Source organism: Herpetosiphonaceae bacterium, assembly GCA_036374795.1.
Lineage (GTDB): Bacteria > Chloroflexota > Chloroflexia > Chloroflexales > Kallotenuaceae > LB3-1.
This window is the reverse complement of record DASUTC010000221.1, coordinates 100,669-117,540: the sequence shown is the minus strand read 5'-3', so window position 1 is coordinate 117,540 and position 16,872 is coordinate 100,669. Positions and strand designations below refer to the sequence as shown.

General features: G+C 61.6%; 11 protein-coding genes and 1 riboswitch. Of the genes, 5 read left to right on the top strand and 6 right to left on the bottom strand.

What is annotated here, in order from left to right:
• Positions 1 to 846 (bottom strand): LysM peptidoglycan-binding domain-containing protein (locus tag VFZ66_16835; protein ID HEX6290853.1); only part of this gene is annotated, 846 nt, incomplete at its 3' end.
• 386 nt (positions 847 to 1,232) lie between these two features.
• Complete coding sequence (locus tag VFZ66_16830; GenBank protein HEX6290852.1) at positions 1,233 to 2,069, bottom strand: phosphodiester glycosidase family protein; 837 nt, start codon at positions 2,067 to 2,069, stop codon at positions 1,233 to 1,235.
• Between the two features lie 265 nt (positions 2,070 to 2,334).
• Between VFZ66_16830 and mutS the strand changes: the two genes are divergently transcribed.
• The 3 genes from mutS to VFZ66_16815 all read left to right on the top strand — a co-directional run bounded on the left by mutS (position 2,335) and on the right by VFZ66_16815 (position 8,595).
• Positions 2,335 to 5,283, top strand: a complete 2,949-nt coding sequence (mutS, locus tag VFZ66_16825; protein HEX6290851.1) for a DNA mismatch repair protein MutS — start codon at positions 2,335 to 2,337, stop codon at positions 5,281 to 5,283.
• 249 nt (positions 5,284 to 5,532) lie between these two features.
• Positions 5,533 to 5,620: riboswitch (cyclic di-GMP riboswitch) on the top strand.
• 327 nt (positions 5,621 to 5,947) lie between these two features.
• On the top strand, positions 5,948 to 6,532 hold the full coding sequence (locus VFZ66_16820) for an RNA polymerase sigma factor (protein ID HEX6290850.1): 585 nt from the start codon (positions 5,948 to 5,950) through the stop codon (positions 6,530 to 6,532).
• Between the two features lie 155 nt (positions 6,533 to 6,687).
• Complete coding sequence (locus VFZ66_16815; GenBank protein ID HEX6290849.1) at positions 6,688 to 8,595, top strand: DUF5667 domain-containing protein; 1,908 nt, start codon at positions 6,688 to 6,690, stop codon at positions 8,593 to 8,595.
• A gap of 78 nt (positions 8,596 to 8,673) precedes the next feature.
• Here VFZ66_16815 and ndk read toward each other — a convergent pair whose 3' ends face one another.
• From ndk to VFZ66_16795, 4 genes are all read right to left on the bottom strand, one after another.
• The gene (gene ndk / locus VFZ66_16810) at positions 8,674 to 9,126 is read right to left on the bottom strand and encodes a nucleoside-diphosphate kinase (protein ID HEX6290848.1); all 453 of its coding nucleotides are present in this window, start codon (positions 9,124 to 9,126) and stop codon (positions 8,674 to 8,676) included.
• Positions 9,127 to 9,265: 139 nt separating this feature from the next.
• Positions 9,266 to 9,613, bottom strand: a complete 348-nt coding sequence (locus VFZ66_16805) for a roadblock/LC7 domain-containing protein (GenBank protein HEX6290847.1) — start codon at positions 9,611 to 9,613, stop codon at positions 9,266 to 9,268.
• 31 nt (positions 9,614 to 9,644) lie between these two features.
• Positions 9,645 to 13,427 carry a tetratricopeptide repeat protein gene (locus VFZ66_16800; protein ID HEX6290846.1) on the bottom strand — a complete coding sequence of 1,261 codons (3,783 nt, stop codon included), beginning with the start codon at positions 13,425 to 13,427 and terminating at the stop codon, positions 9,645 to 9,647.
• Positions 13,428 to 13,839: 412 nt separating this feature from the next.
• Positions 13,840 to 14,169: an HNH endonuclease gene (locus VFZ66_16795; protein HEX6290845.1), complete on the bottom strand. Its 330-nt coding sequence runs from the start codon at positions 14,167 to 14,169 to the stop codon at positions 13,840 to 13,842.
• 608 nt (positions 14,170 to 14,777) lie between these two features.
• Here VFZ66_16795 and VFZ66_16790 point away from each other — a divergent pair.
• Together VFZ66_16790 and VFZ66_16785 are read left to right on the top strand one after the other, a co-directional pair.
• The gene (locus tag VFZ66_16790; protein HEX6290844.1) at positions 14,778 to 15,029 is read left to right on the top strand and encodes a hypothetical protein; all 252 of its coding nucleotides are present in this window, start codon (positions 14,778 to 14,780) and stop codon (positions 15,027 to 15,029) included.
• Between the two features lie 272 nt (positions 15,030 to 15,301).
• Complete coding sequence (locus VFZ66_16785; protein HEX6290843.1) at positions 15,302 to 16,690, top strand: hypothetical protein; 1,389 nt, start codon at positions 15,302 to 15,304, stop codon at positions 16,688 to 16,690.
• The last annotated feature ends 182 nt before the right edge of the window (positions 16,691 to 16,872 follow it).

The following is a 16,872-nucleotide window of genomic DNA, read 5'->3' as shown; positions in this document are numbered from 1 at the left end:
GGCGACCTGTGCCTCGGACGGCAGCTTCGCGATGCGCTCGTAGTCGGTGCCGGGGCCTGTGCGGATGCGGGTATCGTCGTCGAGCACGCTGCCAATCGGTATCGCCGTCGCCTGCGAGGCCTCCGCCTCGATCGGCCCGTTGCCGATAGCCGTCGCGCCCGGCACGTAGATCTCCTCGCCGGAGACTAACGATCGACCGCTGCCCAGGTTATTGGCAGGAAAGAAGCGGATCGATGTCACCGGAACGCTGTACTGCTCGGCGATAGCCTCGACCGTCTCGCCATCGGCGACTTTGTGCGGCAGCCCCGAAACGCGGGGTATGCGCAACTCCTGCCCGATCGCCAGCATCTTCGGATCGATGTCGTTGGCGGCGATCAGCGTGCCGACTGAAACGTTGTAGCGCTCTGCTATCGCGCCGAGCTTTTCACCGGGAGCAACTTTATGAGTAGCCACGAACGCCGATCCGGTCGGTGCCTGCCGGGGCAGCAGGGATGGCGTCAGCGCGTCGTTTGCCTGTTCTTCCGTATGAGCAAAGTCCAGTGTCGTCGCTGCGTTCGCGATCACCTGCGGCGCTGCAACGCCCAGGTGTTCATCGGCGTGCGCCACGCCCTCGACGTGATCGGTGGCGACCGTCGCGCCCTGGGTCCAATCCATACCCAGCGTCAGATCGGGCAGACCACCCGTGCCGATCACGGCGAACACCAGGCTCATCACCACGCCGTGGCCGATAAAGCGACGCGGCAGGCGTTTGAGCGCGTGGCGCAGTTGCCTGCGCGGACGCTGCGGCGGGACAGGCGCCAGGGGTGCGAGCGGCTGCTGCGTGCCTCGCCTGACCTGATCAAGCACCGACCACGCATTCTGGGTTGCAGAGCGCTGTCGTCGAAAGAAATAGAGGGGTAATCGTGGACGCTTATGAGCGAGGAACGCTGGATCGTCTAAGACCGGTACATGGTCCATTTGCGATACCCGGTCGTGGGGTTGCGCGTTCAAGTACGATCCTCCTTGGGTAAAAGCTGCCCGTAGTGACCGGAATATCCGTGCATACCTACGAAGCACGCGTGCGGCATGGCACGTTTGTGGCGCTACAATACCCGAAACTCATGGCTTTGTCAACTTACTATCAGATTCGAGCGGCTTGTGTAACGCTGCCCATATCTCCCAGTAGGAAACAGACCGAGGTCAGGGGTCGGGGAATAAGCGAACAAGCGAACAAGGAAGTCAAGCGTTTGTTCTTAATTCCTCATTCTCTCTACCGTCAGCACCAGCGGCAGCTTCTCCATCGAATTGATCTCGACGCTATCCACGGGCGTTTTGACATACAGCCCGGTGGAGCGCCCGCCGTCGAGGTTGAGCGCGGCATCCAGCTCCAGATCCGAGTTTTTCAGCACGCGCGCCAGTTCGGGAAGCGTGAAGGCGGGCATGTCGCTGACCAGCAGCAGAATCCGGCCATGAATATCACGGGCGATCACTGTGCGCCGCGAGCGATCCTGATCGGGATCGAGCTGCGAAACCTCGCCGCCGGGCTGGATCAACATCGGGGCCGATTGCATCGCCTGTTGCAGGTTTTCGTTGGGATCGTACGGCTGCTGCCGCAGCGAGCGGAGCTCGAACCTGCCCTGCTCATTGATCACCACCATCCCGCCGAAGCCGTTGTACGACTCGCCGCGCCGGATGCCGTCGAAGACTACCAGCGCCGTTGCGCGCCGCTGCTCGTCGAAGTAGCCGCCGTTGACCACCGCCAGCGGCTTGAGCGCGTCGAACCATTCGCGGATCGATCCCGCGTTGGCGACATCGTACTTGACGCTGACGCGGTAGGCGTTGGGATCGAAGCGCAGGATCGTCACATCCGCTGCGGTCGCCTCGACCGACATGCGCATCGTCCGCAGCTCCATCGCCTGATCGATCTGTTGCCAGCCGGTATCATCGCTCGTCTCCGTGGCTGAGACTCCGACGGTGCCGGTGATCGGCTGGCTCGATGGACGACCTGTGTTGATACTGGCCGTGTCGCACGCAGCCAAGCTTAGCATCCATCCCAGCAGACCGACCAATCGCAACAGTTTCCAGGGCATCTAGCGGCTCCTTCAAACGGGGTTTTGTATTGTATCACAAGCGATATGCAGTAGTTTAATCCCACGCTCCCGCAGCGCCGCCGCTTCCCTTATCCACAATTTGTGGACAGGATGTGGAACATCTATTCTACTTGCGACAGGCTATGGTATAATAGCGCCACCCCAGGCGATGGAACGCGGCGCTCATATCGCCTAAACCTGGATCGACCATACGCTTAACAATGCCGAGCGGCGTCAGCAGACATGAAACGAGCCGGAGTAGACCATGACGACGAGTAACGAGCAGCTCACCCCGATGATGCGGCAGTACCGCCAGATCAAAGCCCAGTATCCCGATACGATCCTCTTCTGGCGGCTTGGCGATTTCTACGAAACCTTCGAGGACGATGCCAAGCTCCTGGCGGCGACATTGGATGTCACACTGACGAGGCGCAGCAACGCTACCAAGAGCGGCGACGGCGTGCCGATGGCAGGCGTGCCCTATCACGCCGTCGAAAATTACGTCCAGCGCCTCCTGCAACTTGGCTATCGTGTCGCTATCGCCGAGCAGACATCGCCCACTGAGGCGATGCAGACCGATACGCGCGCCAAGAGCGTCTATCAGCGCTCCGACCTGATGCGTGATCGCGCCTCGCAGAAGGGCATGGTCGACCGCGAAGTGGTGCGCGTGCTCACGCCGGGCACGCTCTTCGAGCCCGCGCTGATGGATGCCCGCAGCAACAACTATCTCGTCGCGGTGATCATGGAGCGGGGCCGTGTCGGCCTGGCCTACACCGATATTTCGACCGGCGAGCTTGCCGCAACCGAGCTGGAGGGTGCGAAGGCGCTGCTGCGGCTGGAAGGCGAGATCACCCGCCTGCATCCTGCCGAGATTCTAGTGTCGGATGACGAGCGCTGCCGACCGGAGATGCTCCAGCCGAAGAATGCTCGTCTGGCGCAAGACCTGCAACCAATGCATCGCGACGAGCGTGAGCGGCTGCTGCCTCACGAGCGGGTCGCACGCAAGGTCGACGGCCAGCAGGCGACCGGCGAGTGGGTCCAGGGCCGGGTCACGCCCTGGGCCGCGTGGCACTGGGATATGCAGACTACCCGCGATGCTCTCAAGCAGCAGTTCGGCAGCGCCTCGCTGCAAGGCTTTGGCCTGAGCGACAAGCCGCTGGCGACTCGCGCCGCCGGTGCGATGCTGCAATACCTCTCTGAGACACAGCGCACGGCGGCGGCGCAGTTGACGGGCGTGCGCTGCTACAGCGTCGAAGATTTCATGTTTCTGGACCCCCAGACCCGGCGCAACCTGGAATTGCTCGAAAGCGCGACGGGCCGCAAGCATGGCTCGCTGATCGATGTGCTCGACCAGACGCGCACGCCCATGGGCGCGCGCCTGCTGCGCCGCTGGATCTCGCAGCCGCTACTGGACATTGCCCGCTTGCAGCAGCGTCAGCAGGCGGTCAAACGCTTCGTCGACGATGCGCTGTTGCGCGCCGAGGTTCGTGCCCGGCTCAAAAACATCGGCGACATGGAGCGCACGATCAACCGTGTGGTGCAGGGCGTCGCGCTGCCGCGCGATCTCGTCCGGCTGCGCGAGGCGCTTCAGGCGCTGCCGGAGCTGCTGACGCTCCTGGGCAGCGCGCAGATCAAGCCGATCGAGACGGGCATTGCCGAGGCCGCGCCCGATAATACATTTGCGATCGATGATGAGCTGTTCGACGACGGCATCGATCAGGCCGAGCCGCAGCCCGCTTCGACCAAGCATGTGCTCGACACATGCGGCGATATTTGCAAGCTGCTTGAGCGCTCAGTCGCAGACAATCCACCGGCGCTGCTGGGCGGCTGGAATCCCAAAGACGCGGAGAACGTGATCCGGCGCGGCTTCGACCCGGCGATCGAGGAGCTGCTTCAGCGCAGCAGCGAGGCCCGCCAGTGGATGAACGATCTTGAGCGCCGCGAGATCGAGCGCACCGGGATCAAGTCGCTCAAAGTCGGCTATAACAAAAACTTCAACTGGTACATTGAGATCTCCAAGGCTGTGCCTGAGTCGCAGATCCCGCCGGAGTACATCCGCAAGCAAACGCTGGTCGGAGCCGAGCGCTACCGCACCGCTGAGCTGGACGAGTACGAGACGATCCTGCTGCTGGCCGAGCAGAAGCTCAACGAGCTTGAGCGCGACGCCTTCAAGCGCGTGCTCCAGATGGCCGCGCAGCAAGCGCCGCGCCTGCTGACCACCGCCCGTGGCCTGGCCGAGCTCGACGTATACGCAGCGCTGGCCGATGTCGCGGTGCGCGGACGCTACACCTGCCCGATGCTGGCCGAGGAGCCGATCCTGCGCATCGAGGGCGGTCGGCATCCGGTCGTCGAGCAAACGCTGGATCAGCCGTTTGTCGCCAATGATGTCGAGATGGACGCCGCCAGCACACAGATCCTGGTGATCACCGGGCCGAACATGAGCGGCAAGAGCACGTACCTGCGGCAGGTAGCCCTGATTGTGCTGCTGGCGCAGATCGGCGCGTGGGTGCCCGCCGACGTAGCCGAGATCGGCCTGGTCGATCGTATCTTTACCCGCATCGGCGCGCAGGATGATATTGCCACCGGCCAGAGCACGTTCATGGTCGAGATGACCGAGACTGCCAGTATTCTGGCGCAGAGCACCCGCAGCAGCCTGATCGTGCTGGATGAGATCGGGCGCGGCACCAGCACCTACGACGGCCTGGCAATCGCTCGCTCGGTCGTCGAGTACATCCACAACAATCCACGCCTGGGCGGGCGCACGCTGTTTGCGACGCACTATCACGAGCTGACGGAGTTGGCCCAGGTGTTGCCGCGCGTGCGCAACTATAGCGTGCAAGTCACCGAGGCCGATGGGCATGTCGTCTTTCTGCACAAGATCGTGCCGGGCGCTGCCGATCGCTCCTACGGCGTGCATGTTGCCGAGCTGGCCGGCATTCCTAAAGCGGTGGTCCAGCGCGCGAAGCAACTGCTGGCGGAGCTGGAGGGCACGAATAAGGCCGAGCGGCAGCGTATCCGGGGGATCATGCAGCAGGGCACGGAGGCCGATCCGCAGATCCAGCTTTCGTTGTTCGCCGCGTCGGTCGAGCATCCGGTGGTCGAGGCGCTGCGCGATCTGCATGTCGAAGAGCTGACGCCGATCGAGGCGCTGACGCTGCTCTACGACCTTCAGCGCCAGGCACGGCTGGCCGCCAACCCGCAGCCGACCGACTAGACGCTCTGGCGGTACGCTGCCGACATCGATGTTCGGACCCTGATCGTAGGTCTACGGTGATGCCCTGGTGCGGATACGCACCAGGGCATCCGCAATCATTGCTCAAACAGCATCCATGCGTCCCTTCGCGATCAATGGCTCTGACCACCGCTCTAGCTGCGCTACTCCTTTCGCTGCCAAACAATCTTAACTAAATCTCAACTTGTAGAACTATTGCGCAACCTACAGGGCGTCTTTATAATGAACAAGACGCTTTCAGGGCAACTATAGCGAAAGCTATGGCACGCAAAACTATGGGTCTACGGCTCGTAAGAGCTACGATTGCCAGGTTGCCGTCCTCGTTAGAAGCTTGGCCTATTTCTTGCTTAGCTCACGTGCGGCTTAGTTGCGTGCAGTAGTTGCTGGTAGCTTGTCCCCTATCTACGCAGCGGCACTGTGTATCCTAAGTTCGTATCCAACTGACGAGGCGCGCTGATCCTGAGGATGTCGGCGGTCATCCCACCCAGCGATCAGACGTGTCTATCAGAACATTGGCTTAAGTTAGGTTCACAGCAAAGTAGGCGTATCTAAACTGATCGATCCTGCGTTTACTAAGGCGTAGGGGATCGATTAATAGTTCACCTGCGTAAGCGGAGAACGTTGCGCGAGGGTAGGAGTGCGTCCCATGCCCAGCTCCATCGATCTTCCGTCGGTCATCGCGCGGGCCCGCGAGGGCAATCCTCACGCCATCCGCGAGTTGCACGATGTTTATGCCGATTCGGTTCGACGGTATTGTTACGTTCGTCTAGGAGATATTGAGGCTGCCCAGGATTGTGTGCAAGAAGTGTTTATGTGCATCTGGAAGGGTGTCAAAACCTTCGAGTACCGGGGCGATCTCTCGTTTACGGCCTGGCTGTATACGATTGCGAACAATGTGCTTGTAAGTTACATCCGCAAGCGAAAACGAGCGGAACAGGTATCCTTAACGCCGGAGCTAAACTTAACCGATCCCAAAAGCTTCGATACCGCGCGCACGATCTGTGATCGTCTGGCGCTACGGGAAGCGATTAGCCAGCTCACAACGGAGCAACAACAGGTTATTACGCTCAAGTTTTTCGTTGGATTATCGAACTTAGAAATTGCTGCGGCGGTCGATCGTAGTGAGGGAGCGGTCAAAGCGCTCCAACATCGGGCGATCAACCGCTTACAACAGATGCTGGCTCACGAGCGCATGGGTGCGCTTTCAGAGTTGAGTTTGGGAGAGGTGTAACACCGTGTTCCACCTCTCGCTGAGAGGGTAGAACCGTGTCTAGGCTGTCCTTCACAGAAGCACTAGATCAAGCCCTGGAACTTCTTGAACAAGGTCATCCCCTCGAATATTGTGTTCGGCAGTTTCCGGAATACGCTGATGAACTCAGGCCGCTGTTGCAGGTCAGCGATGACCTGCACCGGCTGGCGAATGCCCCGCTGCCAGTCTTCGACAAGTCTACCGTCGAGCCAAATTGGGAAGCCATTCTGGCGAGTGTTCCCCAGGATAAGCCTAGCCTGGCTACGCGCTATCGGGCGGCCTTTATGCAGTGGCTTAAAGAGCTGCAACGGCATCCCGTGCAGCGCTATTCCTCTCTGGCCGCTGCCCTGCTGATTCTGTTTGTGCTGAGCTGGCAGGGATCGAAACAAAGCGATCCTCATAGTCCACTCTACCCAATTAAGCGAGCCGTCGAGCAGGTCGAGATGGTCGCAGCGCTCGATCTGGCCGATCGCGCCGAGCTGCATATTGAGTTTGCGCGGCGGCGGTTTGATGAGCTGGAGCGGCAGGCAACCCTGACCCGCCGGATCGAACAGCCGTTGCTGGACGAGGCGCTGACCGAAACCCATCAGGCGGTGCATGTTGCAAAGCAGGCCGGAGTTGGGCAGGAGCTTTATACCGAGCTGTCACGGCTCTTATCCGAAGCAGACTCGTCGATCGATCAGTTGAAAGAAAGGGTGGAGAGTCCCGCCCCGGATGCGCTCGACAACGCCGGGGAGACTGTCAGCAGGCTACGCGACGATCTGGAAAATGTCGCCGTGGCAGAGTCCGGTACGCCGACGCCTACTGCCACGCCCACTGCTGTAAGAGCGACCCCAACCGCTACTCGCACGGCGACCCCAACCGCAACGGCGGTACGTACACCGGCTGTTACGCCTATGCCGGTGGATGATGCCCCCGATGATGTGGTCGTGCCTGCGCCGACAAAGACGCCCGCGCCGACCAGTGTTCCACCGACGCAGACGCCAGCGCCGACCAGCACGCCGACGACACCACCAGTGACGGCTGTGCCAACCAGGATTCCAACGCCGGTTTCGACACGAGTGTCTACTCCGTTACCGACGGCAGTGCCGACACAAGAACCGACACCGGAGCCAACGCCGAAGCCGACACAAGAACCGACGCCGGAGCCAACGCCGGAGCCGACAGCCGTGCCGACGCAAGAACCGACAGCGGTGCCGACGCAAGAACCGACGCCGGAGCCAACAGCGGTGCCGACGGAAGCGCCAACGACAGAGCCAACTGCACCGACGCAGCCAACGGAAACGCCGACGCAAACGCCAACGGAAGCCCCGACACCGGAGCCGACGGCTGAGCCGACGCAAACGCCAACGGAAGCCCCGACACCGGAGCCGACACAAGAACCGACGCCGGAGCCAACAGCGGTGCCGACGGAAGCGCCAACGGAAGCTCCGACACCGGAGCCGACGGCTGAGCCGACCCCGACCGGGACGCCAGGCGAAACGCCGACGCCGACGCAAGAGCCGATCCCGACGGTGCAGATCACCGTGACGATCATTCCACCCGATCCGACGCAGACGGTAGTGCCAACGGCGCAGCCCACCGAGATCCCGGCGCCGACGATCCTGCCGACGGACCCGCCAGCCGAGACGCCCACGACAGCGCCAGCACCAGTGGTTACGGAGACGGCGACAGCAGAGCCGACGCCAGAGCCATCTCAGGCACCTGCCCCACCGCCGTCCGAAACGGCTACGTCGGCTGCGGTGCGGGTCGCGCAGCCAGCGCAGGCGAGCGCGCACAGCACTTCGACGAGCAGCCTACAAGCAAAGCCGCTTGTCAAGGCTGCGCTGCGCTGGAAGTCTGCAATGAAAAAGATCGCTAAAACCGCCGGGCATAAGCAGATCCAGCAGAACGTCGTAGGGCAGCCGCCAAAGAGCGATCGGCTGGATGTACCCACGCTGCTAGAGGTGCTCAAGGCCGATCCCCTGCGGCAAACTGGCATCGGCTTATCGCCGCCGCTGGGAGAGGGTCTGCTGCCGGATCGGAAGCGGCTGAGCACGCCCTAGCTCTGCGCAAGCGCTCCAAATATAAGAGCACTCGGTGCATAACCGAGTGCTCTTTGCTTATGCTGGCCGCCGAAACGTCTACTCAAAGATCCAGGGATCGACGCTGCGGCTGAAGTCTTGCAGCAGATCCGACTCCTGAAAGAAGTTTTTGACCTCGCGCTCGCCGCTCTCCGGCTTGTCGGAGGCGTGGATCAGGTTGCGCCCGATCGAGACGGCAAAATCGCCCCGGATCGTGCCCGGCGCAGATTTGACCGGGTTTGTCGCGCCGACGATGCTGCGCACCATCTCGATCACGTTCTCGCCCGCGATCACCAGCACCACCACGGGGCCGGACGTGATGTAGCTTACCAGATCGTTAAAGAAGCCTTTGCCCTCGTGCTCGGCATAGTGCGTTCGAGCAAGCTGCTCGTCGATGCGCATCAGCTTCATGCCGATGATCTTCAGGCCGCGCTGCTCAAGGCGTGTCAGAATCGGGCCGACCAGTCCGCGCTGAACGGCATCCGGCTTCAGAATAACGAGTGAGCGCTCCATGTCATCCCTCCACGATCGATGTCAATATTTGGGCGGCAGACGTAGCCGTCTCGCACGCTGTGCATGGTGAAGGACCGCACAAAGGCGGTCCTTCATGATGTCTCCGGTATCTTACTCGATTATGCCAATTTGGACAAGCCTAAATCGGCACGGCCTCGCTGATGCGCCGCGCGGCACGACGCATCTCCATCTTGATCAAGCCCAGGTTGACCATGCGCTGCGTGATGACCACCAGGATCAGGTCTTTGGCCTCAAGCAGCAGGATCGAGCCTTCTTGCGCGTCGATGATCGCATCGACGAGCGTCCCGACGCCGATCCGCTTGGTCGATTTGTCGATCTCACCGTACACGGCGGCGGACATAGCGCCAAGCACTTCCGCATCTTCTGGATCGAGCAGGGTGCTGGCAACGACAAGGCCGTCTTTGCCGACAAGCAAACTGCCGATCACCCCATCAACTCGGATTAAGTCCTCTACAATCTTGCGCATACTGCTGATTATCCCTCTACGTTGGGCCTAGCTACCTGCTACGCGCGAGAGTCCAGCTATACTCGTCCATTGCTTCGCGGAAGCGATTTTGTTTCATATACGCATCGCCCAGCAGCCGGTGGAGTCGGCGGAGCATCTGCGGATCGTCGGTATCGGCGATCGTATCCTGAAGATCGACTACGACCTCGTCCAGCAAGCTGCCGCGCTTGATCAGGTGCTTGTACTGGTCGAGCGCCTGAGCTGTGTCGCTGGTCTGCTGGCTCATGCGCGCCACTGCCAGGCGCATCACATCGTTTTCAGGATCGGACTCAAGCATCGCGCGAATTGCCGATACCTGATCGTCACCCGCGCTGCCCCACATGCCGCTTGAGGCTGGTGCTGCGGCCTGGACTGGCGCCGGATGGTGATACTCCTCGGCGGCGGAAGCAACCGATTGCGCGCCCTCCGGCAGATCCATCGGCAGCGCGTGCTCGGCGTGCGTATCGCTGTCTGTCGTGCGCTCGGTCGTATCGTATGGTGTGCCGCTCGGCTGCGCCGCGCTTTCTTGGGCGCTACCCGCATCCAGATCGGCCAGCGAGAACGGCGACTCAAACGGCTCCATCGCCTGCTGATCCGGCAGCTCGATAGGCTCAGCAGTTTCTCGCCGCGCAATCGCGGCTGCCGCTGCCTCCTCTGCCTCTGCTGCCGACGGCGCGCTCTGCTCCGCTGCCTGGGCCTGCTCGAAGAACGTCAGCTCCTCATCGCTCAGCCCAAAATCGGCCAGCGAGAATGGCGTCAGATCGGGCTCCTGCTCGCCGGTCGCCGCCTCGGCAGGCTGCTCGCCTGTCTCGTCCAGCCGGAGTTCGCCAAAGACCTGATCGGCGGAAGCCTGCGCCGGTGTTTCCGGCTGCTCCGCTCCCCAGACGGCCTGCTCTTGATCCGCCGCCGTTTCTTGCGGCTGGTAGGCTGCCTCAGCAGCCGATGGCAGATCGAAGTCTCCGAACAGCTCTTCAAGCGCGCTGTCCGATTGCTCGGCGGCGCCGACATCGCCTGAGATCTCCGACATATTCAGATCAGCAAACAGCGCGTCGAACTCGCTGCTCGGCAGATCCAGGCTCTCGTCAGCGGCGCTGCCTGGCGCGGGAATCGCTTCGGGCGCTGCGGTCTGATCCGCAGCGGCGCCGGTTTCGTGCTCGGCCTGAGCCTGCTCTAAAAACGCCAGCTCTTCATCGTTGAGGCCAAGGTCGGCCAGCGAGAAGGGCGTTAAGTCCGGCTCTTGCGCGCTGGTGTCGACTGAAGGCTGCGCGGCGGTATCGGACATATCGGAGCGCATATCTTCAGGCAGCGCTGGCGCTTCACTGCCGGTTGGCTCAGCCGCTACCGGCTCGCTCTCTTGCAGATCGAGCGCGGCGATCTCCTCGTCGCTCAAGCCAAGATCGCTCAGCGAGAAGGGCAGCATCTCTGGCTCCTGCTGCTCGCCCGACGCTTCGGATTGAATATCCAACGCGGAAAGCTCTTCGTCGCTCAAGCCGAGATCGCTCAGCGAGAACGGCTGCGTATCTTGCTCGGCAGCGGGCTCGGACGGCTGACTCGCGCCGGGAGTCTCCCAGGAGAAGCCCTGCTCGGACTCCAGCTCGTCGAGCGCGAAGAAGCCCGCGCTATCTGAGGTGGGGCTTTCTTCTGGCGACTGACTCGCGCCGGGAGTCTCCCAGGAGAAGCCCTGCTCGGACTCCAGCTCGTCGAGCGCGAAGAAGCCCGCGCTATCCGTAGCCGCACCCAGGTCGATCTGCTCCGCCGCTGCGCCGCCCGGCATCTCCTGCGCCGGAGCCGTCAGATCGGGCTGCGATGGCTGTGCCGCCTGAAGATCCTGATCGTCGTCCAGATCCAGCCGCAGCGGCTCGTCATCGAGCGAGAAGAAGCTCATCGGCTCGTCCTCAGCGTCCTCCTCTGCGGCCTCCTCCGCTGGCGGCGTCTGCTCCGGCGGGCGGTTGCGCATCAGCTTGGCGAAGATCGACTCGCCTTCGATAGATTCGCTGCGCTCGCTTTGAGTAGTCTGTGTGCGCCAGGAAGGCTCCTGCCAGCTAAACCCGCTGCGCTCCTCGCTCTCCTCGTCTTCGCTGCTAATGTGAGGACCGCTGAGCGAGCTACCGGCCTCGCCCTCCAGCGAGTCGAGCGACAGCTCATCGAGCGAGAAGGGCTTGAAGCCGCCGAATTCGTCTTTCTCTTCGTCCGCGCCTAGCTCGTCGGCGGAGAGCGGCTTCAAGCCGCTGGCGTCGTCGTCAAGGCCCCAGTCGTCGAGCGAGAAGGGCTGTACCTGGCCCAGCCCGGCATCTGCCGGAGCGGGCGCGTTGCCGGATGCGACGCCTTCCTCCTCGAATGAGAAGGGCGCGACACCACCGAAATCGCCGAGGTCGTCCTCTAACGAAAACGGCTTGACTTCCGGCACAGTGTCCTCGGCATCGAAGCTGAACGGCTCAAGCTTACCGCCTTTGCCGGAGGTATCGTCATCCAACGAGAAGGCCTCGATGTCGGGAAAATCAAGCTCATCCTCGGAGGCTGTCGGCGCGGGAGTCTGCGCGGTCGGCAGATCGCTGCCAAGATCCCAATCATCGAACGAGAAGGGCTTAACATCGGCAACATCGGCGCTCGGACGCTGAGCGGTTTCGGCATCGAACATGCCAACATTGTCGAGCGACGACGGCAGCGGCTCGTCGAGCGACGGCTGGCCGCCCTGGGTATCGTCGCCCCAGTCGAAGCCGAACGGCTGTAGCTGATCGCGGTCCCTGGCCGGCGTGGTAGGCGCTGGCTCAGGCTCCGCCGACGCGAAGCCAAGCAGACTGGCTAGCAGGTCGTCGTCATCGGAGGCGGCGCCAGCGCTCGCAAAGCCTGCGTTTGGCTGGGCCTCGTAGATGCGTGTGTTCTGGGCGGATGCGTTTGTCGCGCCCGCCGAAGCTAGCCATGAGTCGGCAAAGAAATCGTCTTCGGCGCTCGTGCTCAGGGCAGCCGCAGCGGTCGCCGCAGCGGGAACCGGCTGCTCGGCGACACGACGAGCCTCTTTCGCGCGCCACTCGGCCTCGTCGAACTCCGGCAGCACCGGCTCTTCCAGACGGATCGGCGGCAAAATATCAAACAGCGACCGTGCCAGCGTCATGGTCGCGTCTTGCTCGGCGGCGCGACGCCAGAGCGTCTCACCTTCGGGATGCCCTGTTGCAAAGAGCAGGTAGCCCAGCAGAACCGTCGGCTTCAAGAGGTCGGGCTGCCGATCGAGCACATCGCGGCAGAACTCCATCGCCTCATCTTCCTGGCCGTCGCGCCAGAGCGCTTCCGCCAGGGCCGCCTTGACATCGTCGCGGCTGGGATCAGCATCCAGCACGGCCCGAAACTCATCGATCGCCTGGCCGAACATACCGCCGCGCGCGTACAGCCGCCCCAGGCCGGCGCGGCTTAGCCGAAACTGACCGGCAGATCCGGGCGTCTCGGAATAGAGGCGCATGAGCTGCGTGCGGAGATCGGCGAGATTGGGCTGAATTTCAAGCGCGCGCTCAAAGGCTGTGATTGCCGCGCTCCGCTGATCCAGGCTTTGCCGCGCCAGACCCAGGCCGTAATAGGCGGCAACATTTTCGGGATCGGCTTGGAGAACGCGCTCGAATGCAGCAGCGGCTTGCTCGGACTGGCTGGCGTTTAAATGAGCTTCGCCCAAGAGCCGATAGCCCTCGATCATGCGCGGGAAGTGTGCCAAAATATGTTGCGCGATACCGATTGCCTTGTCCGCCGCACCGGTTTCGAGCGCCCGGTGGGCTTCGTCGAAAACCGTTTGGAGGGAGACGGTGGCCATGAAACCTCCTCTCGTGGACCGCCCGTACTGGCGGCGTCGAGGTTAGGGGAATCTAGATCATAACAGCAACAGAACAGCCTGACCCACAGAGGGTACATGGCTGGTGCAAATGCTGCATCATTATATCGGAGGTTGTCAAGTGCAGCAATGGGACGTTCCGGCCTACATCCGCGTAGCAACTTAGTGCTGAGCGGCTAGGACTGTAGAACGCCACGCGAGAGGGCAGCCCGGAGCACGATCGGGTGTGGATTGGGTATGTGGAGACGTTTGCATGCCCTCAGGCCGGGGCAAGTGCCATTCGGGCACGTTCTGCGCATGAGCAAACGCCGGGAAGCTCCCAAACATGCGCCTGCTGAGGCAGAATCGGCTGTTTCGCGGACAAGCGTCCTGGACAAGGTATTGCCTTGAACGCTCAGGCCCGCCCGACTGAGCTTGGCAGAAACTTACGCCATTCTTCGTACGCTCCATCGCGCAGACGGCGCTCAATCGCGTAATACGGCCCCGCGCTCGGACGATACGGCAGCTTATGAAGCTTCATGCGCGCTTCCTCAGGCGTGCGCCCGCCTTTCCGGTGATTACACTGTCGGCACGCGCTGACCAGATTTTCCCAGGTATGAGCGCCGCCACGGTGACGCGGCAACACGTGATCGAGGGTCAGATCGTTGCTATGCAGGCCGCAATACTGGCAGGTATAGTTATCCCGCCGGAAGATTTCGCGGCGGGATAGTTTGACTTGCGGCATTGGACGCCTGACCAGATGAGACAGTCTGATCACAGAGGGCGCTCTCAAAACCTGGGACGGGGTAATAATATCGTGGCCGTTATGCTCCAGCACCTCAGCTTTACCACCCAGCACAAGAACAACAGCTCTCCGCGCCGCGCAAATGTTGAGCGGCTCGTAGTTGGAGTTGAGGACTAAAACAGGTATGTCCATCGGTTGTGCCTCCCAGATGTTGACGAAATTGTACCACGGGACGAATCACAGGCGCAACAACATTATGTTGCAAAATGATGTTGACGACCATCATGAATCGGTCATTGACGGAGAGGCAGGAGCGGGCGCCATGCCCAGAGGGCACCCGGCACATCAAGAACCAAGGGCGGCCAGTTGGGGATCTAACGATTCCTCACTCCAATGCGGGATCGTGTGAGCACTTTCCCGAACAGGTCCTTTGATTCCGCCTCAGGCACTCGGTTCGCTTGCGCGCGGCCTTGTCGCATTGCTCAGCATTTTGTCATTATCTTGCAATGCAGCCACTCTCACCAGCGCTCCGGCACCCTACTACAATACAGCATCGGCGCTTGATGGAGCAGCCGCTCCGATCTGACTCTATGATCTTGGAGTATCCGATGGAATCCAATCAGTCATCAGCATGGTCATTGACGGACGAAGAATGGTGCGAGATCTGCTTTATGCTCGTCGAGCTGGGAACAGCCCAGCAGCAGCTTCAAGCGTTGCTGCTGGCCGATAACCGTCCCACGCTGAATCAGCTATGGATCTCCGCCAGCGCATATCAGCGAACATCACAGACATTGTTCGATTATCTTGCGCAGCAGCTACGGTCCCGCGCGCTCGACTCGGAGCGCCGCAACGCGGCCTAGTGTTCGATACCGCAAGCCTCCGCTCATTAACCTATGCCTGTAGCCTCAGTATTGATGCAAGAGCAGCATTCCCACTTGACGATCAGGCATCGCGAATGATAGATTTACCTCAGCCTGAGGTTCATTCACCACCACCATCGGCAGACTCCTGATCAAGGAGGTGTCCGCGCTCTAGGGCAGATCCGTACCCACTGGCAGCGCTTTCCCTCACTCGCTGCATGGTCGTCTTGTCGGCTCGTCACTAACAACAGAACGGATGGAGGATGTTCGTGATGCGACGATCCTACCGCTTCCTGGTGCCGCTCTTTGGAGCGCTCCTGCTGCTCTTGTCCGCGTTTCCCGCCAGCGCCCATGATCCAGACGATGGGCATGATCACGAAGATCACTCCGGTCCAGGATCGACGGGGCCGGACGTGCATAGCCAAAATCTCAAGATCCTGGCAACTTCGCCGCGCCCGACGCGGGTAACACAGTCGGATCTGGCCTTCGACGGCAGGATTGCCTACGCTGGAACCTACGACGGCTTTCGTGTCATCGACATCTCCGACCCGGAGAATCCCGTACAGCTTTTGCACTATGTCTGCCCCGGCTCGCAGGGCGATGTCTCGTTCTATCATGGGCTGCTCTTCGTTTCTATCGACGGGCCGCGCAGCAACGATTCCTGTAGCAGCACGGCGGTTTCGGCCAGCACGCCGGGAGCGTGGGAGGGCCTGCGCATTTTCGACGTACGCGATCCCATCAATCCGCAGTATATCGCCGCCATACGCACCGATTGCGGCTCGCACACCAATACGCTGGTCCCCGATCCGGCCAACAGCCGCGTCTTGATCTATGTATCCTCCTACCCGCTGGGCACTGCTGCGATCGGCCCGAACTGCCAGGTGCCACACGGCTTTATCTCGATCGTCGATGTGCCGCTGAGCAGCCCGGCCAGCGCCAGCGTCTCGAAGTATTATCTCGATCCTGCGACCGAGCTGGGCAATTTCCTGTCGGGAGGGCGGCCCTACGATTTTACCGCCTGCCACGATATTAGCGTCTTTACGGAGCTGAATCTCGCCGCCGCCGCGTGTATGAGCGAGGCCCAGATCTGGGACATCTCCGATCCGGCGAATCCGGTCTTCCTCAGGCGCTTCGATGATCCGGTCATCAACACCCGCAATAGCGACCTGTGGCACTCGGCGGCCTTTAGCTGGGATGGCAGGGTCGTGGCGTTCGGCGATGAGTCGGGCGGTGGCAGCGCGGCCCGCTGCGCTACGCCAAACGATCTGCGAGGCCGGATCTGGTTCCTGGATCTGGAAAGCTGGACGCTCCAGGGGACGTTCAAGATCCCCCGCGTGGTGACAACGTCCTGCACCATGCACAACTTCAACTTCATCCCGCTTACAGGTGGCCGTAAAGTGCTGGTTTCTTCCGCCTATAGCGGCGGCACGACGGTTATCGATGTCGATAAGCTGATCGCCGGAGCCACTCCCGCCGAGGCCGAGATCGGCTATTACCAATCGGGCGGCGGTAGCGTCTGGTCGTCCTACTGGTACAACGGCTTTATCTATGGGCAGGGCAACCGTGGCCTCGACGTGATGCTCTTGAGCGACAATGCGCGCGCGGGTGCTCGCAAGTTCTCGTACATGAACCCGCAGACCCAGGAGACGGTGATTCCGTAGTCGGTCGATCCTCTTGTATCGTCGCGGACGGCTGCGAGACTAAGGAGCCGTCCGCGATGCGTATTGCTGGTACATATCCTGCTTGTTCGGAAGCCGGGATTTGCCAGCCCAGCGCCAGCACAACGCGCTGGTCGATCCCACGGCACCAGCGGTCCTTGCACAAGCTAACTACTTCAGGATAC

Coding starts and splice junctions, on each gene's coding strand:
- VFZ66_16830 (HEX6290852.1), bottom strand. CDS start 2,069: ATGCCCTGGAAACTGTTGCGATTGGTCGGTCTGCTGGGATGGATGCTA.
- mutS (HEX6290851.1), top strand. CDS start 2,335: ATGACGACGAGTAACGAGCAGCTCACCCCGATGATGCGGCAGTACCGC.
- VFZ66_16820 (HEX6290850.1), top strand. CDS start 5,948: ATGCCCAGCTCCATCGATCTTCCGTCGGTCATCGCGCGGGCCCGCGAG.
- ndk (HEX6290848.1), bottom strand. CDS start 9,126: ATGGAGCGCTCACTCGTTATTCTGAAGCCGGATGCCGTTCAGCGCGGA.
- VFZ66_16805 (HEX6290847.1), bottom strand. CDS start 9,613: ATGCGCAAGATTGTAGAGGACTTAATCCGAGTTGATGGGGTGATCGGC.
- VFZ66_16800 (HEX6290846.1), bottom strand. CDS start 13,427: ATGGCCACCGTCTCCCTCCAAACGGTTTTCGACGAAGCCCACCGGGCG.
- VFZ66_16795 (HEX6290845.1), bottom strand. CDS start 14,169: ATGCCGCAAGTCAAACTATCCCGCCGCGAAATCTTCCGGCGGGATAAC.
- VFZ66_16790 (HEX6290844.1), top strand. CDS start 14,778: ATGGAATCCAATCAGTCATCAGCATGGTCATTGACGGACGAAGAATGG.
- VFZ66_16785 (HEX6290843.1), top strand. CDS start 15,302: ATGCGACGATCCTACCGCTTCCTGGTGCCGCTCTTTGGAGCGCTCCTG.